Here is a 23,569-nt window from a genome sequence, read left to right as displayed (position 1 = left end):
CCACCGATGGACATGATTGCGGCATTGCGATAGTCGGCAATCAAGGTGCGTGTGTAAGGGAGCATTTCATGATCGGACTAGTGCTTGTCACTCATGGCAAGCTGGCCGAGGAGTTTCGTCACGCTGTAGAGCATGTGGTCGGCCCTCAGAAATTGATCGAGACAGTCTGTATTGGTCCCGAAGACGACATGGATCAGCGGCGGCAGGATATCCTCGACGCCGTAACGCGCGCCAATGACGGAAATGGTGTCATTATTCTGACCGACATGTTCGGCGGAACGCCATCCAATCTCGCCATTTCAGTCATGAATAGCGGCAGCGTCGAGGTGATTGCAGGCGTCAATCTGCCCATGCTCATCAAGCTGGCCGGTATCCGTATGGAGGATAACATGGAGAAGGCCTTGCAGGAGGCCTCCGATGCTGGCAGAAAATATATCAACGTCGCCAGCCGCGTTCTTAGCGGCAAATAAAAGAAGCCCAATCGATGTCGCCTGTCTCCCGAGAATTGCTGATCGTCAACAAGCGTGGCCTTCATGCGCGCGCATCTGCGAAATTCGTGCAGATGGTTGATGGCTTCGATGCGGCGATCACGGTTTCCAAGGATGGCATGACCGTGGGTGGCACATCGATCATGGGGTTGATGATGCTGGCGGCAAGTCCCGGCTGCACGGTGCTCGTTGAAGCGTCCGGCAATCAGGCTGAGGAAGCGTTGGCTGCCCTTGAAGCTCTGGTTGCAGACCGTTTCGGCGAAGAGGTTTGATAACCAAACCATATAAAGACATAAAGACTTCTTTATATGCTTATTGCCAGAATGAGCTAGGCCTGCTAAACCGCAGCCTATCATTCCAGGCAGCGGCTGGCCCCTGCCATCTTTGAGCAGGAGACCTTCATGAGCGTTGAGAAAGACTACATCGTCGCCGACATCAACCTTGCAGATTATGGCCGCAAGGAACTCGATATAGCTGAAACGGAAATGCCGGGCCTGATGTCCTGCCGCGCCGAATTCGGCCAGAGCAAGCCTTTGAAGGGTGCCCGCATTTCCGGCTCGCTTCACATGACCATCCAGACTGCCGTTCTGATTGAAACGCTGAAGGAACTTGGTGCCGACATTCGCTGGGCATCCTGCAACATCTTCTCGACTCAGGACCACGCAGCAGCCGCCATCGCGGCATCGGGCATCCCGGTTTTCGCCGTCAAGGGTGAAAGCCTGACCGAATACTGGGAATACACCGACAAGATCTTCCAGTGGGCCGATGGCGGCGTTTCCAACATGATCCTTGATGATGGTGGCGATGCCACCATGTATATCCTCCTCGGCGCACGTGCCGAAGCCGGTGAAGACGTCCTGTCCAACCCAGGCTCGGAAGAGGAAGAAATCCTCGTCGCACAGATCAAGAAGCGCCTTGCCGCTTCGCCCGGCTGGTTCACCAAGCAGCGCGATGCGATCAAGGGCGTTACCGAAGAAACGACGACAGGCGTTCACCGCCTTTACGACCTGTCCAAGAAGGGTCTTCTCCCCTTCCCGGCCATCAACGTCAACGACAGCGTTACCAAGTCGAAGTTCGACAACAAGTATGGCTGCAAGGAATCGCTGGTGGATGGCATCCGTCGCGCAACAGACGTCATGATGGCCGGCAAGGTCGCCGTCGTCTGCGGCTATGGCGATGTTGGTAAGGGCTCTGCCGCTTCTCTGCAGGGCGCTGGCGCCCGCGTGAAGGTAACGGAAATCGATCCGATCTGCGCACTTCAGGCCGCCATGGACGGTTTTGAAGTCGTCCGTCTTGAAGACGTTGTTTCCTCCGCAGATATCTTCATCACCACGACAGGCAACAAGGACGTCATCCGCATCGAGCATATGCGCGAGATGAAGGACATGGCGATTGTCGGCAATATCGGCCACTTCGACAACGAAATTCAGGTCGCTGCGCTGAAGAACCTGAAATGGACCAACATCAAGCCACAGGTCGACATGATCGAGTTTGCCAAGGGCAACCGCATGATCCTTCTGTCGGAAGGTCGGCTGCTGAACCTCGGCAACGCAACCGGCCACCCATCCTTCGTCATGTCGGCTTCGTTCACCAACCAGGTTCTGGGTCAGATCGAGCTGTTCACGAAGCAGGGCGAGTACAAGAACGACGTTTACGTGCTGCCAAAGCACCTGGACGAGAAGGTTGCACGCCTCCACCTTGAGAAGCTTGGCGTGAAGCTCACCGAACTTTCTGACGTTCAGGCAGATTATATCGGCGTGTCCAAGCAGGGTCCGTTCAAGGCAGAACACTACAGATATTGATTTTATAGTTAATATCCACACCTAAAGCACTAGATATGGGAATCGCGGGCTTGACAAAGTTCGCGATTTCTTTTTGCGCCCTCCCTTCCCGGAGGTTTCCGAAGGCGGTATTGTCTCAAGACTTGATTCGAGTGCGACCCAGCGCTCGGAAATGGGATGTCTTGTCGAAGATGCGGCACATAGGACGGAGACAGACCGGGGATGACGGTAGAAAAATCAAACTCGCAACCGCGGGTTAACATCGACTGTGAGCAAGCTGGCGATTTCGCGCCTGCGCCTGGACGCGTGGTAAGCGCTGTCGGCGGGGCACTTGGCTTTGTGCGCAGGAAGGCTGCAGCCGTTTCGGCATTGATGGCAGGCACTGTTCTGAGTGGCTTCTTCTCATGCGTGGCACAGGCGCAGCAAAACGTGGTTCTCGAAACGGGTGAGCGCCTGTTTTCGTCGTCTGAGACCATCACCTATTCGCTGTTTATCGGCATTGTCTCGGCAACCCTTTTCTCGATTGTCTGGCTTGTGCGCCAACGCGGGAATATCGAAGCCGAAACGAATGAATATCGCGCGGCACTTGCTGAAGCCAACTCCAAGATTTCCAAATACGAAGCGCTGATTTCCGACAAGTCGCGCCGGATCGTTATCTGGGAAAGTGCTGGCGAAAAGCCTGAATTCATCGGGCAGCTGCCGCCGGAAACCGGCGTGCCGCATGCAGATCAGGATTTTCTGGCTTTTGGTCGCTGGCTGCGACCGGCTTCTGCAGCACCTCTCGAGAAAGCCATCGAGAAACTCCGCAGCCACGCCCAGAGTTTCGACCTGACCATTGAAACGCAGCGTGGAGAGGTCATCGAGGTCGAGGGACGTGTGTCCGGCGGAAAGGCCTTCACACGTTTCGTCGCTCTCAACAATGTTCGCGCAGAGCTTGCCGAGTTGAAGGTGGAGCGCGAGCGCCTTGTCTCATCCATTTCGACCTTTCAGGACCTGCTGGATTCGATCGAGCAGCCTGTCTGGCGGCGCAATTCAGACGGCGCGCTGACATGGGTCAATCATGCCTATGCGCAGGGTGTCGATGCCCGCGATCCGGAACAGGCGATCGGTGAACAGCGCGAGCTGCTCAACACGGTCACCCGCCAGAAAATCCGCGCAAGTGCCACGCCCGAATCGCCCTACCACGACCGTATCTCCACCGTCGTGTCCGGCAATAGAACCTTCTTCGATGTCGTCGATATCAAGACGCCGGGTGGTTCTGCAGGCATAGCCATTGATGCGACGGAAGCCGAGACGGTACGCGAAGAGTTGAAGCGCACGCTGAAAAGCCACGCCGAAACACTCGATCATCTGGCGACACCGGTCGCGATCTTCGATGGCCGGCAGCGGCTGCAATTCTATAATCAGGCTTTCGTCAGCCTCTGGGGTCTCGATCTCGTTCTTCTGGAATCCAAACCGGACAATTCCGAGCTTCTTGATCGCCTGCGTTCCGCCGGCAGGCTGCCTGAACAGTTGAACTGGAAAAGCTGGAAGGAAACCGCGCTGTCCGTCTATCGCTCGCTCGATACGAAGACGGACCTCTGGCACCTTCCTAACGGCCAGACGCTACGCGTCATCGCCACTGCACATCCGCAGGGCGGCGCCACCTGGGTGTTTGAAAACCTCACCGAGCAGGTCGACCTGCAGATGCGCTACAACACGCTGGTCAAGGTACAGGGCGAAACCATTGACCACCTTGCCGAAGGCGTGGCGGTGTTTGGCGCGGATGGTCGTATCCGCCTCTCCAACCCCGCCTTCCGTGCGCTCTGGGCGATTACTGCCGAGCAAGCGGAAGCTGGCAAGCATATCCGATCGATAGAGGAAGCCTGCGCGCAATCCTATGAGAAGCCCGACGGCTGGCGCGCTTTCAGCAAGTTCATTACCAGTTTCGACGATGAACGGCTTTCGAAGCAGGGCACATTGGAACTGCTGTCCGGCCTCGTCCTCGACTACGCGATCATTCCTTTGCCGGATTCGCAGACAATGCTGACCTTCGTCAACATGACGGATAGCGTCAGAGCCGAACGCGCCTTGAAAGAGAAGAATGAGGCGCTTCGCAAGGCGGATGAACTCAAGAATGATTTCGTCCAGCACGTGTCTTACGAACTGCGCTCGCCACTGACGAACATCATCGGTTTTACCGATCTATTGAAGACCCCCGGCATGGGCGACCTCAACGACCGTCAGGCGGAATATCTTGATCACATCTCCACCTCGTCTTCGGTGTTGCTGACAATCGTCAACGATATCCTGGACCTGGCCACGGTCGATGCGGGCATCATGCATCTCAACTACAGCGAAAACGACCTCAACGACCTGCTGGACGATGTCTCTGTCCAGATTACCGACAGGCTGCAGGAAAGCGGCGTTTCTCTGGAAATTGTGGCTCCTGCCCATCTGGGCATGATCGTTGCGGATCATCAGCGTCTCAAGCAGATTCTCATCAAGCTTCTGACGAACGCCGCCAATTTTGCGCCAGAAGGCACCGTCATTACTCTAACCTGCCAGCGCAGCGAGGGTGATTTCGTATTCTCAGTTGCCGACAGGGGCCCGGGAATTCCGGAAGACATGCTGAAAACGGTTTTCGACCGCTTTTCCACACATGGGAATGGTGGTCGCCGCACGGGTGCGGGTCTGGGTCTTTCCATCGTTGAAAGCTTTGTCAGCCTCCATCATGGCAAGGTCACAATCGACAGCCGTCCGGGAGAAGGCACCGTTGTCAGCTGCCGCATCCCATCCGGCAAGCGTCCGCACTCCATTGCCGCCGAATGAACGAGAAGACGTGGCCCTTTTCCATATTTCTTGCCAATGAAGCCGAAACGATCCGGCTTGGCGAGGAACTGGCGCTCACCGTCAAGCCGGGGGACTGCCTGGCACTCGTCGGCGATCTGGGTTCCGGCAAGTCGACACTGGCGCGAGCCCTGATCAGGGCGATTGCCGATGAGGATGAACTGGAGGTTCCGAGCCCCACCTTCACCATCGTCCAGTCCTATGCGCTTCGTTTCCCGGTTAGCCATCTCGATCTTTACCGCCTCTCGGATGTCTCCGAACTCGACGAGTTGGGCCTTGATGAAATGCTCTCTGATGGCGTCTGCCTTATCGAATGGCCTGAGATGGCAGCGGGCGAATTGCCGTCCGACAGCACAATCACCTTGCGGCTTTCACATGAGGGCGAAGGGCGGCTTGCGACCATAGATGCGCCACCGAGGCTAAGAGCGCGGTTCGAACGCGTGCTGGCCATCCGGGATTTTCTTCAAGAGGCTGGCAAGGCCAATGTGTCACGCCGATACTTCAGCGGCGATGCCGCCTACCGTACCTATGAGCGTGTGTGGGACGCTGCCGGTCAATGCCTCCTGATGGATTGGGAGCCGCCGCCAGCCGGTCCCGCGATCAAAGACGGCAAGACCTATGCTGAGATCGTCCATCTGGCCCGAAGCGTAACGCCTTTTGTCGCCATCGATCATTTCCTCTCGGGCAACGGCTTTTCCGTGCCTGCGATTATCCACCAGGATCTTGAGCGCGGAATTCTGCTGCTGGAAGATATGGGTCGCGGCGGCGTTCTGGATGACAATGGCGATCCCATCGAAGAGCGATATTTCTCAAGCGTGGCCTGTCTGGCGGCATTGCATGACACCCCTGCCCCATCCACAATCCGCGTGGACGAAGGCATTACGTATCAGGTCCCGCCCTTTGATGCTGATGCGATGAAAATCGAAACGTCGCTCTTGCTGGACTGGTACTTGCCGCATGTTCGCGGCCATGAAACGCGTAGCGATGAGAGGCAGAGCTTCTTCGTGGTCTGGGACGAGTTGATCGGAAAGCTTGCGGATACTGAGAAGAACCTGCTGCTTCGAGATTTTCATTCTCCAAACATCATCTGGCAGGAGCACGAAACCGGGATCCGCAAGGTCGGCATCATCGATTTTCAGGATGCGATGATCGGGCCAACGGCCTATGATCTGGCATCCATCATTCAGGATGCACGCGTTACGGTGTCCAGCGATCTTCAGGCGCGCCTGATGTCGTATTATCTCGATATTCGTCGCAAGAACCCGACCTTTGACGAAACCGCCTTTCTCAAAGCCTATGCCATCATGGCAGCGCAGCGGAATTGCAAGCTGGTTGGCATCTGGGTCAGGCTGATGAAGCGCGACGCCAAGCCTCACTACATGAAGCATATGCCGCGTACTCTCTCTTATCTTCGCTCGGCGCTCGCCCACTCGGATCTCGGCCCTCTGCGAGCATGGCTTGCGCAGGCTGGTGTCGACATCCAATAGCCGCGGAGTATCCTCAATGACGATCAAACAGGCGATGGTGCTGGCCGCAGGTCTTGGGACGAGAATGCGACCGATTACCGACACCATTCCCAAGCCCCTTGTTCCAATCGCCGGACGAGCGATGATCGACTACGTTCTCGATCTCCTGGTCGAGGCGGGCGTTGAGACGGTGGTTATTAACGTGCACCACCATGCAGACCAGATGGTGTCTCATCTGGAAGCGCGAAACGATGTCGAAATCCTGATTTCAGACGAGCGCGAGCAACTGATGAATTCCGGCGGTGGACTGGCGAAGGGGCTAAAACTTTTGCCACCCGGCCCCGTCCTCGTCATGAATGCCGACCTGTTCTGGATTGGTGAGCAGGCGACACAACCGAGCAACCTGAAACAGCTGTCAGCCTTCTTCGATCCTGCCAAAATGGACATGGCTTTGCTCTGCGTCGATATGGACAGGACGACCGGCCATAACGGGAAGAAGGATTTCAGCCTCCCCGACAGCGGCAGACTGACACGATACAATGAAGGCGAACCGCGGCCTGTGGTTTATGCGGGCGCTATTGCCATGGATTCCCGGCTTCTTGAGGATGCCCCGGCGGATGCTTTCAATCTGAACATTTATTTCGACCGAGCCATTTCCCAAAACCGACTTTTTGGGCTCCCACTCGACGGTCAATGGATTACCGTTGGCACACCGGATGCTATAGAGGATGCGGAAAGAACAATCGCAGCCGTAGCAACCGACAAGTGAGATACATCATTGGCGAATGCCAAGCGTATACTAACCATAGCCCCGGGAACGCCATTCCTCAAAACGCTTGCGGAAAGCCTATGTGACGGCAGACTGGCGCCCGATTTTCACTATGACGCCTCGGATCCGCTTTCTCTGGCGAAAGTCACCATCTACGTGCCGACCCGCCGTTCGGCCCGCGTGCTGCGCTCTGAATTCGTGGACCTCCTTGGAGGGCAGTCGGCCATTCTGCCGGTTATCAGGCCTCTGGGCGAAACGGATGACGACAGTGGCTTTTTCGATATAGAAACGCCCGCAACGATCGATCTCGCGCCGCCGATTTCCAGCACGGCAAGGCTGGTTGAGTTGGCACGTCTTATCCTCGCATGGCGCAACAGTCTGCCGGATGCGATCCGGGCGGTCCATTCTGATTCGCCCCTGGTGGCGCCGGCAAGCCCGGCCGATGCAATCTGGCTTGCCCGTTCGCTCGGTGAAGTCATCGATGCCATGGATACGGAAGACCGTGATTGGGACGCGCTCGCCAAACTCGATACGGCCGACCATGCGCAGTGGTGGCAGTTGACGGCTGACTTTTTAAAAATCGCCAGCGTTTTCTGGCCAGCGCGCCTGGAAGAGCTGAACAAGTCCTCAGCGGGGCGTCACCGCAATGCCATTTTGCGCGCAGAGGCCGAGCGCCTGACAAGAAGCGGTTGGGACGGACCCATCATCGTTGCAGGCTCAACCGGCTCGATTCCAGCGGCAGCGGATCTGATTGCAGCAGTAGCATCTCTAGCGCAGGGCACGATTGTTCTGCCGGGGCTGGATGTCGAGATGCCCGAGGATCAATGGCTGGCAATCAATGAACATCCGCATGATCCTTCCAACCGCACCCATTCGCAATATGGCCTTTTCGTCCTTTTGCACAAGCTCGGCGTGTTGAGAAGCGATGTCGAGCAGATCGGACGCGTGGATAGCGACCTGAAAAACCGGGCGGCGATTTTTTCCACCGCCATGGCACCTGCTAAAGCCACCAGCGAATGGAACGAGTGGCGTACCGACAAGGACGACACGTTCTTCGACACTGCATTCGCCGCTGCCGCCATCATTGAAGCCGCCAATGAGCGGGAAGAGGCAACAGCCATTGCGATTGCGCTCCGGCTCGCACTAGAAAAGCCTGCAAGCACTGGCCAGTCTCAGGCGGCGCTCATCACCCCGGACCGTGGGCTGGCGCGAAGGGTGGCGACCGAGCTTGCCCGCTTTGGCATCGAGGCAGATGATTCCGCCGGCACGCCGCTATCGGCCACGCCACAGGCAGGCCTGTTGCAGCTTGCCTTGGAAGCGATCCTGCGTCCCGGCGATCCCGTCGCGGCCATGTCTCTTCTCAAGCACCCGCTGTCACGTTTCGGTTTCGAAAATGCGAAGGTGAAGTCGGCAGTCGCAGCTCTGGAGTTGCTGGCTCTTCGCGGCGGGAAGACAGAAACGACACTCGATACGCTTGATGCATTGCTTGAGCAGCAGTTGAACCTCCACAAGCTCGATCGGCACCCGCCTCAATGGCGCCAATCTCTGCCGGAAGGCAGCGAAGACCTCGCCGCCACGCTTGCGGCTCGCCTCAAGACTGCAATCGAGCCATTGGACTCAGCCTTTATCCGAAAGACACCCTTTGGTGGCCGTCTGACGGCGCGCCTGACGCTGGCGGATTGGGCCGAGCGCACGGGCCGCGTCCTCGAAGCCATCGCAATCGATGAGGCAGGAGATCTGGTGGCGCTTTGGTCCGGTGAAGCGGGTGAAAAGCTCTCCAGCCTGCTTGCCGAGTTGATGGAATGCGGCAGCGTTCTGGAGGCCGACGGCCCTCAATGGATAGACATCATGACGGCATTGGTGGCGGGTGAATCCATCAAACCGCGGGCAATGCGTCACCCGAGAGTGTTTATCTTCGGTGCCCTCGAAGCTCGTCTCCAAAGCGTCGATACGCTGATCATCGGCGGGTTGAACGAAGGCATCTGGCCCGCACAGACGGCCAACAACCCATTTCTTTCCCGCAACATGAAGACGGCAATCGGGCTTGAACCGCCCGAACGACGGATCGGTCAGCTCGCCCACGACTTTGAGATGGCAAATGGGACGCGCGAAATCTTCTATAGCCGAGCGTTGCGACAGGGCTCCACCCCGGCCGTCGCATCTCGCTGGCTTCAGAGGCTGCTTGCGCTTGGCGGCGATGCATTTACGCAAAAGCTGAAAGAGCGCGGCAACGCTTACCGTCACTGGGCCAACATGCTGGACGAAGGTGAAAGTCAACAGCCTGCGAAGCGTCCTGCACCTACCCCGCCGGCAGAGCTGCAACCGAAATCATATTCCTTCAGCGAGGTCGGCAGGCTGCGACGGGATCCCTATTCGATCTATGCGCGTCGCATTCTCAAGCTCGATCCGCTGGACGAATTCAACCGGGATCCCGGCGCTTCTGACCGTGGCACGCTCTATCACCGCATCATGGAAACCTATTCCCGAGAGGGGCACTTACCCGGTACACCCGCCGCTGAAGAAGCGATGTTGCGCGTGCTGCACAGCTGTTTTGACCACGAGAATTTGCCGCCGCACATCGATGTCATCTGGAGGCCACGCTTTCTCGCGGTCGCCAGAGAATTTCTGAAATGGGAAAAAGACCGCCGCGCGATCGTGAAACGAAGCCTTATCGAGGCACGGGCCGGTCAGGAAATACCGGAAGCGGGTATTCGTCTGACGGGCGTTGCGGACCGTATCGACATCAAGACCTCAGGGAAAGCCGACATCATCGACTACAAGACGGGGCTGTCGCCATCGGTCAAACAGGCACGTTCACTGCTTGACCCACAATTGGCTCTGGAGGCCGCGGCCCTCATGCGTGGTGCCTTCCGCGATACCGGTTCGGCAATACCGGAAGACCTGATCTATGTCCGTCTGCGTCCGGGGGAACGTTTTGGAACGGATACGGTCAACAACGAACATGCGAAGGCGACGGCGAAAACGACACCGAAATCCGCTGTTGAACTCGGCACCGATTCAATCGAGCAGCTGGCAAATTTCGTCAAATCCTTGCGGGAAGGCAGAAACGGCTTCGTCTCCCGGCTGATCCCGGAGGAACAGCAGGCTTATGGCGGTGAATACGACCATCTTGCCCGGGTTTCCGAGTGGTCGACGGCTGAACCGGGAGATGGCGATGCGGAATGAGATTCTAGATCACGGCCCGGAACGTGATGATCCGGCCAGCTGGATCGACTGGACAAGTGCACAACAGACCCGAGCTTCAGACCCCGCAAGCTCGGCGTGGGTGTCTGCGAACGCAGGTTCCGGAAAGACGCATGTCCTGACACAGAGAGTGATCCGCCTTCTTCTGGCCGGGTGCAGGCCCTCTGCTATCCTGTGTCTGACCTATACGAAGGCGGCAGCTTCGGAAATGTCGAGCCGTGTCTTTGACCGTCTGGCGGACTGGGCGACATTATCGAACGCCGAGCTGAGTAAAAGGATCGCCGCGATCGAAGGACGTGCTCCCGATCAGATCAAGCTGAAAGAAGCCAGACGACTGTTTGCCAAGGCGCTGGAAACGCCGGGTGGGCTGAAAATTCAGACCATTCACGCTTTTTGCGAAGCACTTCTTCACCAGTTCCCGCTGGAAGCAAATGTTGCGGGCCATTTCTCCGTTCTGGACGACCGCGCGGCCAGTACGCTGCTGGCGGAAGCACGTCGGGCGCTTCTAACCGCAGTATCGACAGAAAACGACAAACCGATCGCGCAGGCTCTGGCCTATGTTCTCGACATCGCCGACGAGAGCGGTCTTGAGTCCTTGCTTTCCTCCATCGTTGCCAACCGTAACCCGATCAGGGCTTTTCTCGATCAGGCCCGGCAATCCGGCGGCATCGATGCCATGCTGCGCCAGAAGGCCGGTGTCGGCAGCGACGAGACCGAGGAGACCGCGGCATCGTCCTATTGGCCCCTCCCCGGCCTTTCCGGACTATCACTGGAAACCTATCTGACATTGGCAGACGAAATCGGCGGATCACGCGTGATCGATGTCGCCTACGCGCTTCGGGAAGCCGCAAGAGCGACGGATGTTTTCAAGCGTGCGGAATTCATTGAAGCCGCCCTCCTGACCTCTCAGGGGGCTGCCAAGTCGGATGCCTATGTCATCAACAAAGCCATGCAGAAATCGGCTCCTGCCCTGCTGGATGACCTTATTGTGGCCCGCGCCCATGTGGTGGCCTGCCGGGATCGGTACCGCACCATTCGGATGCTGCAAGCCACGAAACACGCGCTCACCTTGGCGGAACGGCTGATCGGTGACTTCGAGGATCTGAAGAAGCAACGCAGCCAGCTGGATTTCGAGGATCTGATCGAAAGAGCAGCGACACTACTGAACCGCGACACGGCGGGCGCCTGGGTGCATTACAAGCTCGATCAGGGCATAGATCACATTCTGGTGGACGAGGCGCAGGATACGAGCCCCGTGCAATGGTCCATCATCCAATCGCTTGCGGCAGATTTCTTCCATGGAGAAACCGCACGCGAAGGCCGCCGGACGCTGTTTGCGGTGGGCGACGAAAAACAGTCGATCTACTCGTTTCAGGGGGCTCGGCCTGAGCGATTCTCGCAGGAAAGCCGGGAAACACAGCGCCGCGTCAAGGCTGTGGAACAAACATTCCATTCCGTTCGCCTTCCTCTTTCATTTCGTTCCACGGCGGATGTTCTGGCGGCTGTCGATCAGGTCTTTTCCCTGCCTGAGCATGCCGAGGGCCTGAGTGCCGAGCGAGAACCCGTCGAACATCGTTCGAACCGCCAGGGCCAGGCTGGCACGGTGGAACTGTGGAACATGGTTGCAGCTGAACCGACGGAAGACGACGAGGACTGGACAGCGCCCTTCGACGCCCTGCGTGAAACTGCACCGCCTGCTGTTGTGGCGCGACGAATTGCATCTCGCATCGCAGACATGATTGGCCGGGAAACCGTGATTGAGAAGGGTATCGAACGACCCGTCGAGGCAGGCGACATTCTGGTTCTCGTTCGAAAGCGACACGCCTTCGTCAACGCCCTGACGAGAGAGCTGAAACAACGAAAAAATATCCCGGTTGCCGGTGCCGACCGCTTGCGGCTGACCGACCATATTGCAATCCAGGACCTGCTGGCGCTCGGCCGCTTCGTGCTGTTGCCGCAAGACGACCTGTCGCTTTGCGCACTTCTGAAAAGTCCGCTCTTCAATCATTCCGAAGAGGATATTTTCGAGGTCGCGGCAAATCGCCCGCCGGACATCAGCGTCTGGCAGCATTTGCATGCACTGTCGCAAGAGCAGCCAAGCGGTCCGTTCTCGCACTCGGTTGCGCGGCTGACGCACTTTATTGCGCTTTCCACGACGCTGACGATTCATGATTTTTTTGCAGCGGTTCTGACCCTCCATGAGGGGCGGGCGAAGTTTTTGGGACGGCTGGGCAATGAAGCCAGTGACGTTCTGGATGAATTTCTGTCCTTCGCGCTTGACCACGAAAAAGCGGGGCTGCCGGGGCTGCAGTCTTTCATCTCAGTCATGGAAAGTGATGCTCCGGAAATCAAACGTGAGCAGGACAAGGAACGTGGCGAAGTCAGGATCATGACGGTTCACGCCTCCAAGGGCCTGGAAGCCCCTGTCGTCTTTCTGGTGGATGGAGGCTCCAAGGCCTTCATCCATAGCCATCTGCCGAAACTCCGCTTCATTGAAAACAGCGACACCTCGCTGCCAGTCTGGTTGCCGGGCAAGGGCTTCGATAATGCTCTGGTCTCAAAGGACGAGGAGCGGCTGAAGCTTTCCGCCGAGCAGGAATATCGCCGTCTGCTTTATGTGGCCATGACACGCGCTGCCGATCATCTGATCGTTTGCGGATATCGCGGTCCGCGTGAAAACCCGGACTGCTGGCATGCGATGATCGCAAGATCGCTGGCTGCCGATGAAAAACGCTGCCAGGCTCACCAATTTTCAGCGGGTGGCGAGGAATGGGATGGTTTGCTGTGGCAATCCACGACACGTGCCGTCAGGTCAGCAGGGATAATCGAACCCCTATCCCCACCGTCTCGCGAGGCGCTACCGTCGTCGCTTACGACGCCCTTGCCGCCACCGCCGCCGCTCCCGCGGCCCCTTAGCCCTTCCGGTGCCGGCACGATCATCGATGACGGAGCGGAGGATCTGATCGTCAAATCCCCGCTTTTTACGAAGCAGGAAGTCTCATCCGGTCTTGCTTTGCAACGCGGCCGACTGATCCACCGCATGCTGCAGACCTTGCCGGACTATCCCCCGGAGGAGAGACCAGCAGCTGCGTTGCGCTATGCAGAGCGCGCTGCGCGATTCTGGCCGAAAAACGAGCGTGAAAAGCTGGTCCAGTCGACACTTGCCGTGCTCTCGGCACCGGATCTTCAGCCAGCATTTTCCGAAAATAGCCGCGCTGAAATCTCGATCATGGGCACGTTGCGACTGGGCAGGAAAGACTATGCCGTTTCAGGCCGGATCGACCGGCTCGCCGTCGAGGGCAACAGGGTCATATTGATCGACTATAAGACGAACCGCGTTCCACCCGTCAGGGAAGATCAGGTGTCATCGGCGCATATTGCCCAGCTGGCCATCTATAAAAGCATTTTGCAACCTCTCTACCCCGGCAAGTCGTTTACCTGCGCCCTCGTCTATACGGAAAATGCGTCCTTCCTGACCTTGAGCGATGAAGCACTGTCGGCCGCCCTTGCCGCAATCGAGACAAAGTGAGATACCGGGCATTGAAATCGCCCACGAAGCGCATCACATTCTTGCCAACACAGGTCATCCGACCTCAATGACACTGAAAGGAGAGCCATCCATGGCTACCGTGAAAGTCGATACGTCCAATTTCCAGTCTGAAGTTCTTGATTCCGCAGAACCCGTCGTCGTTGATTTCTGGGCAGAATGGTGCGGTCCTTGCAAAATGATTGCGCCAAGCCTTGAAGAAATCTCCACCGAGCTCGCTGGCAAGGTCAAGGTCGTCAAGCTCAACATCGACGAAAACCCGGAACTGGCCGCACAGTTTGGCGTACGCTCCATCCCTACCCTTGCAATGTTCAAGGGCGGCGAAGTTGCTGACATCAAGGTAGGTGCTGCTCCGAAGACCGCCCTTTCCGCCTGGATTTCCAGCGCTGCCTGATGTCTTGAAGGCATGAAAACAATGAAGCCCGGCATTGCCGGGCTTTTGCTTTTATATGGGCCACGTTTCGCCTCAAAGGCTGACTCGACGGTCAGGTCGGCGCTGTGCCGTTCAATGCCAGGGCATTGCCTGCAAGATAGAGCGAGCCACCAATCAGAATACGCGGTGGCTGTTTACCCGGAGCCAAACGTTTCGTCAGCTCCTCCATCGCTTCCTCTATCGAGGATGTTGGCGCTGCCACCAGTCCAGCATCAAACACGGCGTGCGCAAGCACAACCGGGTCGATAGCCGCGTCAGTCCCTTTGATGGGAACCGTAAACACATAAAGTGCGATATCGGCGAAGGCCTTGAAATACCCGACCTGATCCTTGGTATTGATCATACCGGCAATCAGAAAAAGCGGGCGAGCCTGTTTTTCTTCAAATCCCGCCATTGCTTCGGCAATCACCTCGCCGGCACCGGGATTGTGACCGCCATCAATCCAGATTTCGGAGCCAAGCGGTGCCATGTCGACCAACCGGCCTGACGTGATCCGCTGCAGCCGACCTGGCCATTCAACGGACGCCATGGCCGTTTCTATCATGCGATCGGTCACTTCAAATCCGGCTGCCTTGACGGCGCGGATAGCCGCTGCCGCATTGGCCAGCTGATGACGGCCGGGAAGTCTGGGCAGTGGCGCATCGACGAGACTGAATTCGTCCTGATAGACCAGCCGTCCAAATTCTTCATGCGCCGAAAAGTCTTGTCCATACACCGCAGTCGGGCATTTAAGCCGCTCGGCGGTCGCTACCAGAACTTCCAATGCCGCATCATATTCCTGGTGGCCGATCACAACAGGCGATCCGGCTTTCATGATCCCCGCCTTCTCGGCAGCAATCAGTTCGACACTATCGCCGAGATAGGCCTGGTGATCCAGCGAGATCGGCATGACAACCGAGACCGCCGGATTGGCAATGACGTTGGTGGCATCGAAACGGCCACCAAGGCCGACCTCGATAATGGCAACATCAGCCGGTTGTTCTGCAAACAGGACAAAAGTTACAGCCGTCAGTATTTCGAAGACGGTTATCATTTCCCCGTCATTGGCGGCTGCCACGCGCTCCAGCGCCTCCGCCAGAACCGCGTCTTCGACATAGCGGCCTCTTTCACCGCGCACACCGAGGCGGTAGCGTTCATGCCAATTGACGAGATGGGGCGAGGTATGAACGTGAACTGCAAGCCCTGCAGCTTCCAGCAAAGCCCGGCAGAACGCGGTGACCGACCCTTTGCCATTGGTTCCGGCGACATGGATGACGGGCGGCAACCGTTTGTGCGGGTTGCCGAGCCTGTCGAGCAGACGGGTGATCCTGTCGAGAGACAGATCGAAGCCCTTGGGATGGAGCCCCAGGAGCCGCTCTATGATCCGTTCTGCCTCGCTATAGGCGGGCGTCGTCATATCCGTCATCTGCTCCTCCGGAGCCAGTTCAGACTTATCAGGCAGAAGCTGCTAAAGGCACCACGTCCGCCGCTGCCTGAACATTAGACTTGGTCAGGATTTTAAGAAGGCTTGCCAGCGTATCGGGAATCTCGCGCCGGTCCACGACCATGTCGACCATGCCGTGATCCAAAAGGTATTCAGACGTCTGAAAGCCTTCCGGCAGCTTTTCGCGGATTGTCTGCTCGATAACGCGCTTACCGGCAAAGCAGATTTCGGCACCGGGTTCTGCAATGTGCACATCACCCAGCATGGCATAGGACGCGGTAACGCCGCCCGTTGTCGGGTTGGTGAGAACGACGATATAGGGCTGGCCCGCTTCCTTGAGCATGTTGACCGCAACGGTGGTGCGCGGCAACTGCATCAAGGAAAGGATACCCTCCTGCATACGGGCACCGCCCGATGCCGGGAACATCACAACCGGGCAGCGCTCGGAAATGGCGCGCTCAAACGCCTTGACGATTGCCTCACCGGCTGCAATGCCGAGCGAGCCGCCCATGAACTGGAATTCGTGCACGATTGCGACGATCTTCAAGCCCTGGAGCTTGCCGACGCCCGCAAGGATCGTATCTTCCTGCTCCGTCTTGGTGCGGCTGTCGCGCAGACGGTCGGAATACTTTTTCGAATCGCGAAACTTCAGCGGATCCTGCGCCACTTTCGGCTGCGGAAGGGCTTCGTATTCTCCACCGTCGAAAAGGTCTTCAAGACGTGCCTTGGCTGGCATCTTCATGTGGAAGCCAGACGCCGGAATGACCCACTTGTTTTCTTCCAGGTCCTTGTGAAAGACCATCTCGCCAGTTTCCGGGCACTTGATCCAGAGGTTTTCAGGCGTTTCGCGACGGCCCAGCATGGAGTTGATCCGAGGGCGTACGTAGTTGGTGATCCAGTTCAAGTCTAATACTCCTGCCTATCTGCGCTGAACCGAAAACTTATTCGGCAGCTGCAAGGCGTGATACACGCACGCCTGTTGAAAGCCCCTTTACCAGCGTCGTCACTGAGGGCACGGTGTCATTGGTGGCCTTGCCATCCTTGGTCAAACTTCCGGCAATCTGATTGACGATGGCAGACCCGACGACAACGCCATCTGCAACTGCGCCAATCGCCTTAGCGTGGTCTGCCGTCTTGACGCCAAATCCGACGCATACCGGCAGAGCCGTGTGCGATTTGATCCGCTCGACAGCGCCCGAGATCGTCGATGGGTCCGGCAGTGCAGAACCCGTGATCCCGTTCATGGACACATAATAGACAAAGCCCGACGTGTTCTTGAGAACCGCAGGCAGACGCTTGTCATCGGTCGTCGGTGTTGCGAGACGAATGAAATTGATACCGCGGGCAAGCGCAGGTACGCAAAGCTCGTCGTCCATTTCCGGAGGAAGATCGACAACGATCAGGCCATCTATGCCTGCTTCCAGCGCATCGTCCAGAAACTTCTCAACGCCATAAATATAGATCGGGTTGTAATAGCCCATCAGCACGATCGGCGTGGTGTCGTCCTGCTTGCGGAACTCGCGAGAAAGCGACAGCGTGGTCTTCAGCGTCTGCCCGCCCTTCAGAGCGCGCTGCGCAGCCAGCTGGATCGCAGGGCCGTCTGCCATCGGGTCAGAAAACGGCATTCCAAGCTCGATGACATCGGCACCGGCTTCCGGCAGCGATTTCATGATGCCGAGCGAGGTATCGAAATCCGGATCTCCACCCATGAAATAAGTAATGAGCGCCGGGCGGTTTTCAGCGCGCAGATCAGCAAAGCGCTTGTCCATACGTGCAGTCATGATCAGGCACCCATTTCCAGAAGTTTCGCCACGGTGAAGATGTCCTTGTCGCCACGTCCGCACAGGTTCATGACGATAATCTCATTCTTGTCCATCTTTGGCGCGCGCTTGACGACTTCCGCCAGCGCATGGCTGGGCTCAAGCGCCGGGATGATCCCTTCCGTGCGGGTCAGAAGCTGGAAAGCATCCAGTGCCTCGGTGTCCATGATGGGCACATATTCGACGCGACCGGTATCCTTCAGCCACGAATGCTCAGGACCGATACCGGGATAGTCGAGGCCAGCCGAGATCGAGTGGCCTTCCTTGATCTGTCCGTCACCGTCCTGCAACAGATAAGTGCGGTTGCCGTGAAGCACGCCTGGCGAGCCCGCTGTCAGGGACGCACAGTGCTCTTCCCCTTCCAGACCCTTGCCGCCCGCCTCTACGCCGACAATCCTGACGCTTTCGTCATCGAGAAACGGATGAAACAGCCCGATTGCGTTTGAACCACCGCCGACTGCTGCGACCAGCAGGTCAGGAAGACGGCCTTCCGCTTTCATCATCTGCTCGCGAACTTCATGTCCGATGACGGACTGGAAGTCTCGGACCATCTCCGGATATGGATGCGGCCCGGCTGCCGTGCCGATCATATAGTAGGTGTCATCGACATTGGTCACCCAGTCCCGCAGAGCTTCGTTCATGGCATCCTTCAGCGTGCCATGGCCAGCGGTAACAGGCACGACCTCTGCGCCGAGAAGCTTCATGCGGAACACGTTTGGTGCCTGACGCTCCACATCGGTCGCGCCCATATAAACGACGCAGGGTATGCCAAAACGGGCGGCCACGGTGGCCGAGGCAACGCCGTGCTGTCCAGCGCCGGTTTCCGCGATGATGCGGGTTTTGCCCATGCGCTTGGCAAGCAGGATCTGCCCCAGGCAATTGTTAATCTTGTGCGAACCGGTGTGGTTCAGCTCATCGCGCTTGAAGTAGATTTTTGCGCCGCCGAGCTCCTGCGTCAGTCGTTCGGCGAAATAGAGCGGGCTGGGACGGCCGGTATAATGGGTGTTGAGATGGGAAAGCTCGGCCTGAAATTCCGGGTCCGTCTTGGCCTTGTCCCACTGGGTCTGAAGCTCGAGAATGAGCGGCATCAAGGTTTCGGCCACAAAGCGGCCTCCATAGATACCAAATCTGCCGTCCTCATCGGGACCGGCGCGGAAAGAGTTGGGTTTCGGCGTCTCGTTCACTCTCAAACTCCCTGCGGCCTGGCCGATCTGATCGCATCGAAAAATGCGTCGATCATGGCAAGATCCTTGACACCCGGCGCGCTTTCGACACCGGAAGATGCATCTATTCCCAGAGCCCCGGTCACTTCCAGGGCTTCAGCGACGTTATTTTTGTTCAATCCCCCGGAAAGCATGTAATCGACGCCTTCGTCAAGAGAGCGCAACAAGGTCCAGTCGAACGACACGCCGTTGCCGCCTGGCAGGTCCGAACCTGCGGGTGGCTTGGCATCGAAAAGAAACTTGTCGGCAATTCCTATATAGGGATCAATTTTGGCGAGATCATCGCCATCGCGGATGGAAAACGCTTTTATGACAGGCAGTCCATAGACGGCCTTGACGTTCAGCACCCGCTCCGGGCTTTCGCTCCCATGCAATTGCAGCATGTCCGGTTTCAAAAGGTCGATGATCTCATCGAGCTCGTCATTATCCGCATCGACAGTAACGGCAACGATCTTGACGCTACCGCGCACGGCATCTGCCAACTGGCCCGCAACATCGGGCTCGATATTGCGCGGGCTCTTCTCAAAAAAGATGAAGCCTAAGTGGCTGGCGCCCCGTCTTACAGCGCGCTCGATCGCGTCCGCCGACTTCAATCCGCAAATCTTGATATCCGGTTTCATGGCTTTGGAGGTGCCACGAAACAGCCCGTGAGTCGAGCCCTATCAATACGGGGAAACAAAGAGCGGTGATGTTTCACGTGAATCCAAACCGTTTCTGCAGCAACTCAACCGAAATCGATGGCGTGGAGCTGCGACCCGTGCCGTTTCAACCAGGCTTTCGACGCTTCCATATCCGGACACAGCCTGTTGCAGAGTGCCCAGAATTTGGGGCCGTGGTTCATTTCTTTCAGATGCGCGACCTCATGCGCTGCCAGATAGTCGATGACACTTTCCGGTGCCATGACGATCCTCCAGGAAAAACTCAGATTGCCGTCATGGGAGCAGGATCCCCAGCGGCTGCGGGTATCCTTCATGGAAATGGAGCGTACCGGCTTACCAATGGCTCCGGCATGGAGGGCAACCAATCTTTCCAGGTCGGCGCGGGCTTCTTTCTTGAGAAAGGTAGCGATGCGGCGACCCATGTGTTCCGGCGCGCCACTGACCCTTAGGACTGCCTCCCCCTCTGCATTTCTCGCCAGCTGCGTAACACCGCGCAATGTGCCGGTATGTTCGATCCGGTGAGCAACGCCGCGAATGGCGATCGTTCCGCCATCCCTGATACTGCTCTCTTCCTGCGAAAACTTCGAGAGCTTGGCCTTTAGCCAGCCATTATGGCGTTCCAGGAAATCATCGACCTCGCGGTGATGCAAACCATATGGAATTGTCATTTTCAGCGCCTTGCCGCCCGGTTCGATGCGAAGCGTTATGCGTGTGGCGCGCTGATTTTCCTTGATAGTGATGGGTACGCTTAGATTTCCGACATCCACCATGCGTTGAGCGGGCGGTGCTTTGCCGGATGAAGACGGTCTCAAGGATTTTCGAAGCAGGGAGAACATGCCCTTTCATAGCGATTCGGCGCTGAAAAAGCTATCGGCCCGCCATCAATGCGCATGGCCATGTTTGTGCATGAAGGCGAGCATTCTGGGGACAATGTCTCGCCGGAAACGGGAGCCGTTGAAAACGCCATAGTGTCCCACGTCCGGCTGCATGTAATGATCCCGCTTGTCAGCCGGAATATTCCTACAGAGGTCGTGGGCGGCCTTCGTTTGACCCAGACCGGAGATATCGTCGTTCTCTCCCTCTACCGTCAACAACGCCACGCGCGTGATGGATGCAGGATCGACCGGTACTCCCCGGTGACTCATCGTGCCCTTGGGCAAGGCATGTTCGATAAAGACCCTTTCCACTGTCTGCAGATAAAACTCCGCCGTAAGATCCATGACGGCGAGATATTCGTCATAGAACTCGCGATGCTTCTCTGCCGAGTCCCCATCATTCTTGACGAGATTGAGATAGAAGTCCTTATGCGCTGTCATGTGCCGGTCGAGATTCATGGACATGAAACCCGACAATTGCAGGAAGCCGGGATAGACGTTGCGACCAAATCCCGGTTGTGGCCACGGCACCTGCATGACGACATTGTCTCGAAACCAGTCGATGGATTTCCCCTTGGCGAGTTCGTTCACCGCAGTGGGATTGATACGCGTATCGATGGGGCCACCCATGAGTGTCATGGAGGCCGGCGCAAATGTATCGCCATTCGCTTCCATCAACGAAACTGCCGCCAGAACGGGGACTGATGGCTGGCAGACAGCGACCACATGCACGCCCTCACCCATGTGGTGCAGGATGTCGATGATGTAGGTGATATAGTCATCGAGATCGAAACCACCTTCAGTCACGGGCACGACACGCGCATCCGCCCAATCGGTGATGTAGATATCGGCCGAAGGCAGAAGCGCTTCGACTGTTCCGCGCAGCAGCGTCGCATAATGGCCCGACATGGGCGCAACCAGCAGGATCTTGGGATCTGCTTTTCTGCTCGCAGGCAAATCCCGCTTGAAGTGAACGAGGTTACAGAAGGGTTTGGAGAAGGTGATTTCTTCTTCAACGGCAACTGAACGCTCGTCTACCGTGGTGGAAGACAGACCGAAGGTCGGCTTTCCGTAGCGTCGCGTCAGCCGCTCGAAAACCTCAAAACCGGCATCCAGGCTGCGCCCGAAAGCAGTGTTGGACAAAGGGTTCATTGAATTGTTGCAGGCCTGACGCATGAGTTCAGCGCTGGCTCTCAGCGGTGCCATGGCCGCGTGGTTCATTTCATAGAGGTGATAAAACACGAATGAACGCCTCCCGTCGTTGATCGCAGTCTTTTTGACAGGATAGCACCTTTTCGCAGCTGCACAAAATGCAACAAGCGCCAGCGGTTTTTCCGCAGGCGCTTGTCATATCAAACTCATCAAAGATGAGGTGTTTTACCTAGATGTCGGCGACAAAGGTCTGCTTTTGGGTGCCGAGACCTTCGATACCAAGTTCCACGACATCGCCTGCCTTCAGGAAGCGCGGCGGCTTCATGCCGAGGCCGACGCCGGGAGGGGTGCCGGTGGAAATGACGTCACCCGGGTGCAGCGACATGAACTGGCTGAGATAGGACACAACATTTGCGACGCCATAGACCATCGTCTGGCTCGAACCGTTCTGCATCGTCTCGCCATTGACCTTGAGCCACATGCCTAGATTTTGAGGATCGGCGACTTCATCCTTCGTGACGAGCCAAGGGCCGATCGGACCGAAGGTATCGCAGGATTTCCCTTTGGTCCACTGTCCCTGACGTTCGGACTGGAAGGCGCGTTCGGAAACATCGTGGGAGACGCAATAGCCGGCAACATAGTCGAGAGCATCGGCTTCTGACACATATTTGGCAGTCTTGCCGATGACAACGCCAAGCTCGACTTCCCAATCTGTCTTTTCGGAGCCGCGGGGAATGATGACGTCATCATTAGGGCCGACGATTGCAGATGTCGCCTTCATGAAGATAACGGGTTCTGGTGGTACCTTCGCGCCTGTCTCTGCCGCATGGTCGGAATAATTCAGGCCGATGCAGATGAACTTTCCCGTACCTGCAACGCAGGCGCCTATGCGGTCGTCAGAAAGAATGGGAAGCGACGCGAGGTCAATCCGTGCGATCTTTTCCAGCCCCTCTGGAGAAATGGCTTCGCCACCAATGTCTTTCACATGAGCCGAAAGATCGCGGATATGTCCATCTGCGTCCAGAATGGCGGGCTTTTCCTGGCCCGGCTGGCCAACACGCATCAACTTCATAATATCACTCCCAATTGCTGAACGGATTATGCATATATGAACGAACTATTTATCCTTGTCACCCCTCGCGTCCTCATCTGGCGAATGCGTAAATTCTTCTGGCACCAGCCACGCGCTTGACACGTTGTTATCGAAATCTCCTATGAGGTTTTACCGATATGAGCCAAAGTTGGTGTTCCAGTTTGTCGAGGAAACAATATGACCCACAGCAATACCCGCCAGTCCGAATATCCGGTTGATCCCCTTTTTCTGGATCGATGGTCACCACGCGCTTTTGATGGCGCGAATATGCCAAAAGAACATCTTCTGACCATTCTGGATGCGGCACACTGGGCGCCATCGGCTTCCAATCTTCAGCCATGGCGCTTCGTCTATGCCCATAAGGGCAGCGCACAGTGGGACACGTTTTCCGAGCTGCTCATGGAAGGCAATCGGGTCTGGGCGAAGAACGCTTCCGTCCTGTTGTTCATCATCTCTCGCAGCTACAGCATCTCCCGTGACGGAGAGAAGAAGCCCGCGGCTACCCATTCATTTGATGCTGGCGCAGCCTGGTTCTCGCTCGCCATGCAGGCACATCTTCTCGGCTATCACGCGCACGGAATGGCCGGCATCTTTACCGACAAGATCGTGGAGACGCTGAACGTGCCAGAAGGCTATGTTGTGGAAGCCGCAGTGGCGATCGGCACACTGACGGACAAAAGCACGCTGCCGGAAAATCTCGCCGAACGTGAGACACCCAGCAAGCGGTTGCCACTGACTGACGTTGCATTTGAAGGAAGTTTCACAGGAAAGGCAGACTAGTTGAGGAGGCTAGCACCGAGCCACTCT

General features: G+C 57.1%; 18 protein-coding genes. 10 read left to right on the top strand and 8 right to left on the bottom strand.

Annotated elements, in window-relative coordinates; all coding sequences use genetic code 11:
- Nucleotides 1–68: 68 nt before the first annotated feature.
- The 9 genes from ASF69_RS16460 (at nt 69) to trxA (ending at nt 14,478) form a co-directional block, all read left to right on the top strand.
- Entirely contained in the window at nt 69–470 is a 402-nt protein-coding gene (locus ASF69_RS16460; RefSeq protein WP_062589283.1) for a PTS sugar transporter subunit IIA, read from the top strand.
- A 14-nt stretch (nt 471–484) separates the two neighbouring features.
- Nucleotides 485–760 carry an HPr family phosphocarrier protein gene (locus ASF69_RS16455; RefSeq protein ID WP_062589282.1) on the top strand — a complete coding sequence of 92 codons (276 nt, stop codon included), beginning with the start codon at nt 485–487 and terminating at the stop codon, nt 758–760.
- A 129-nt stretch (nt 761–889) separates the two neighbouring features.
- On the top strand, nt 890–2,290 hold the full coding sequence (ahcY, locus tag ASF69_RS16450) for an adenosylhomocysteinase (protein ID WP_062589281.1): 1,401 nt from the start codon (nt 890–892) through the stop codon (nt 2,288–2,290).
- A 351-nt stretch (nt 2,291–2,641) separates the two neighbouring features.
- Nucleotides 2,642–5,080, top strand: a complete 2,439-nt coding sequence (locus ASF69_RS16445) for a PAS domain-containing sensor histidine kinase (protein ID WP_244475503.1) — start codon at nt 2,642–2,644, stop codon at nt 5,078–5,080.
- Nucleotides 5,077–6,585 carry a tRNA (adenosine(37)-N6)-threonylcarbamoyltransferase complex ATPase subunit type 1 TsaE gene (tsaE, locus tag ASF69_RS16440; protein WP_062589279.1) on the top strand — a complete coding sequence of 503 codons (1,509 nt, stop codon included), beginning with the start codon at nt 5,077–5,079 and terminating at the stop codon, nt 6,583–6,585. Before ASF69_RS16445 ends, tsaE begins: the two co-directional genes overlap by 4 nt.
- A gap of 16 nt (nt 6,586–6,601) precedes the next feature.
- Nucleotides 6,602–7,333 carry a nucleotidyltransferase family protein gene (locus tag ASF69_RS16435; protein WP_062589278.1) on the top strand — a complete coding sequence of 244 codons (732 nt, stop codon included), beginning with the start codon at nt 6,602–6,604 and terminating at the stop codon, nt 7,331–7,333.
- A gap of 9 nt (nt 7,334–7,342) precedes the next feature.
- Complete coding sequence (gene addB, locus ASF69_RS16430; protein ID WP_062589277.1) at nt 7,343–10,519, top strand: double-strand break repair protein AddB; 3,177 nt, start codon at nt 7,343–7,345, stop codon at nt 10,517–10,519.
- Nucleotides 10,509–14,066, top strand: coding sequence for a double-strand break repair helicase AddA (addA, locus tag ASF69_RS16425; RefSeq protein ID WP_062589276.1), 3,558 nt, complete (start codon nt 10,509–10,511; stop codon nt 14,064–14,066). Before addB ends, addA begins: the two co-directional genes overlap by 11 nt.
- Before the next feature lie 91 nt (nt 14,067–14,157).
- The gene (trxA, locus tag ASF69_RS16420) at nt 14,158–14,478 is read left to right on the top strand and encodes a thioredoxin (RefSeq protein WP_062453095.1); all 321 of its coding nucleotides are present in this window, start codon (nt 14,158–14,160) and stop codon (nt 14,476–14,478) included.
- Between the two features lie 91 nt (nt 14,479–14,569).
- On the opposite strand, the gene ASF69_RS16415 is transcribed toward trxA, so the two are convergent.
- The 8 genes from ASF69_RS16415 to ASF69_RS16380 form a co-directional block, all read right to left on the bottom strand.
- A complete protein-coding gene (locus ASF69_RS16415) occupies nt 14,570–15,913 on the bottom strand; it encodes a folylpolyglutamate synthase/dihydrofolate synthase family protein (protein WP_062589324.1) in 1,344 nt (447 codons plus the stop codon).
- Between the two features lie 37 nt (nt 15,914–15,950).
- On the bottom strand, nt 15,951–16,844 hold the full coding sequence (gene accD, locus ASF69_RS16410; RefSeq protein WP_062589275.1) for an acetyl-CoA carboxylase, carboxyltransferase subunit beta: 894 nt from the start codon (nt 16,842–16,844) through the stop codon (nt 15,951–15,953).
- Nucleotides 16,845–16,881: 37 nt separating this feature from the next.
- Nucleotides 16,882–17,721 (bottom strand): tryptophan synthase subunit alpha, encoded by an 840-nt coding sequence (gene trpA / locus ASF69_RS16405; protein ID WP_062589274.1) that lies wholly within the window; start codon nt 17,719–17,721, stop codon nt 16,882–16,884.
- 2 nt (nt 17,722–17,723) lie between these two features.
- Nucleotides 17,724–18,944, bottom strand: coding sequence for a tryptophan synthase subunit beta (gene trpB, locus ASF69_RS16400; RefSeq protein ID WP_062589273.1), 1,221 nt, complete (start codon nt 18,942–18,944; stop codon nt 17,724–17,726).
- Between the two features lie 2 nt (nt 18,945–18,946).
- Nucleotides 18,947–19,603, bottom strand: a complete 657-nt coding sequence (locus ASF69_RS16395) for a phosphoribosylanthranilate isomerase (protein ID WP_062589272.1) — start codon at nt 19,601–19,603, stop codon at nt 18,947–18,949.
- 104 nt (nt 19,604–19,707) lie between these two features.
- On the bottom strand, nt 19,708–20,478 hold the full coding sequence (locus ASF69_RS16390) for a M48 family metallopeptidase (protein WP_062589271.1): 771 nt from the start codon (nt 20,476–20,478) through the stop codon (nt 19,708–19,710).
- Between the two features lie 45 nt (nt 20,479–20,523).
- The gene (locus tag ASF69_RS16385; protein WP_062589270.1) at nt 20,524–21,759 is read right to left on the bottom strand and encodes a polyhydroxyalkanoate depolymerase; all 1,236 of its coding nucleotides are present in this window, start codon (nt 21,757–21,759) and stop codon (nt 20,524–20,526) included.
- A 139-nt stretch (nt 21,760–21,898) separates the two neighbouring features.
- Nucleotides 21,899–22,741 (bottom strand): fumarylacetoacetate hydrolase family protein, encoded by an 843-nt coding sequence (locus tag ASF69_RS16380; protein WP_062589269.1) that lies wholly within the window; start codon nt 22,739–22,741, stop codon nt 21,899–21,901.
- A 198-nt stretch (nt 22,742–22,939) separates the two neighbouring features.
- Between ASF69_RS16380 and ASF69_RS16375 the strand changes: the two genes are divergently transcribed.
- On the top strand, nt 22,940–23,542 hold the full coding sequence (locus ASF69_RS16375; RefSeq protein ID WP_062589268.1) for a nitroreductase family protein: 603 nt from the start codon (nt 22,940–22,942) through the stop codon (nt 23,540–23,542).
- Nucleotides 23,543–23,569 lie beyond the last annotated feature (27 nt).

Origin of the sequence: Rhizobium sp. Leaf311, from assembly GCF_001423445.1 — a bacterium.
Taxonomy (GTDB): Bacteria; Pseudomonadota; Alphaproteobacteria; order Rhizobiales; family Rhizobiaceae; genus Agrobacterium.
Note: the sequence above shows the minus strand (reverse complement) of the source record. Positions and strands in the feature narration are given on the sequence as shown.

Bases quoted from the DNA above. Each gene is read 5' to 3' on its own strand.
- ASF69_RS16460 (WP_062589283.1), top strand. From the start codon at position 69: ATGATCGGACTAGTGCTTGTCACTCATGGCAAGCTGGCCGAGGAGTTT.
- ASF69_RS16455 (WP_062589282.1), top strand. From the start codon at position 485: ATGTCGCCTGTCTCCCGAGAATTGCTGATCGTCAACAAGCGTGGCCTT.
- ahcY (WP_062589281.1), top strand. From the start codon at position 890: ATGAGCGTTGAGAAAGACTACATCGTCGCCGACATCAACCTTGCAGAT.
- ASF69_RS16445 (WP_244475503.1), top strand. From the start codon at position 2,642: ATGGCAGGCACTGTTCTGAGTGGCTTCTTCTCATGCGTGGCACAGGCG.
- tsaE (WP_062589279.1), top strand. From the start codon at position 5,077: ATGAACGAGAAGACGTGGCCCTTTTCCATATTTCTTGCCAATGAAGCC.
- ASF69_RS16435 (WP_062589278.1), top strand. From the start codon at position 6,602: ATGACGATCAAACAGGCGATGGTGCTGGCCGCAGGTCTTGGGACGAGA.
- addA (WP_062589276.1), top strand. From the start codon at position 10,509: ATGCGGAATGAGATTCTAGATCACGGCCCGGAACGTGATGATCCGGCC.
- trxA (WP_062453095.1), top strand. From the start codon at position 14,158: ATGGCTACCGTGAAAGTCGATACGTCCAATTTCCAGTCTGAAGTTCTT.
- ASF69_RS16415 (WP_062589324.1), bottom strand. From the start codon at position 15,913: ATGACGACGCCCGCCTATAGCGAGGCAGAACGGATCATAGAGCGGCTC.
- trpA (WP_062589274.1), bottom strand. From the start codon at position 17,721: ATGACTGCACGTATGGACAAGCGCTTTGCTGATCTGCGCGCTGAAAAC.
- ASF69_RS16395 (WP_062589272.1), bottom strand. From the start codon at position 19,603: ATGAAACCGGATATCAAGATTTGCGGATTGAAGTCGGCGGACGCGATC.
- ASF69_RS16390 (WP_062589271.1), bottom strand. From the start codon at position 20,478: ATGTTCTCCCTGCTTCGAAAATCCTTGAGACCGTCTTCATCCGGCAAA.
- ASF69_RS16380 (WP_062589269.1), bottom strand. From the start codon at position 22,741: ATGAAGTTGATGCGTGTTGGCCAGCCGGGCCAGGAAAAGCCCGCCATT.
- ASF69_RS16375 (WP_062589268.1), top strand. From the start codon at position 22,940: ATGACCCACAGCAATACCCGCCAGTCCGAATATCCGGTTGATCCCCTT.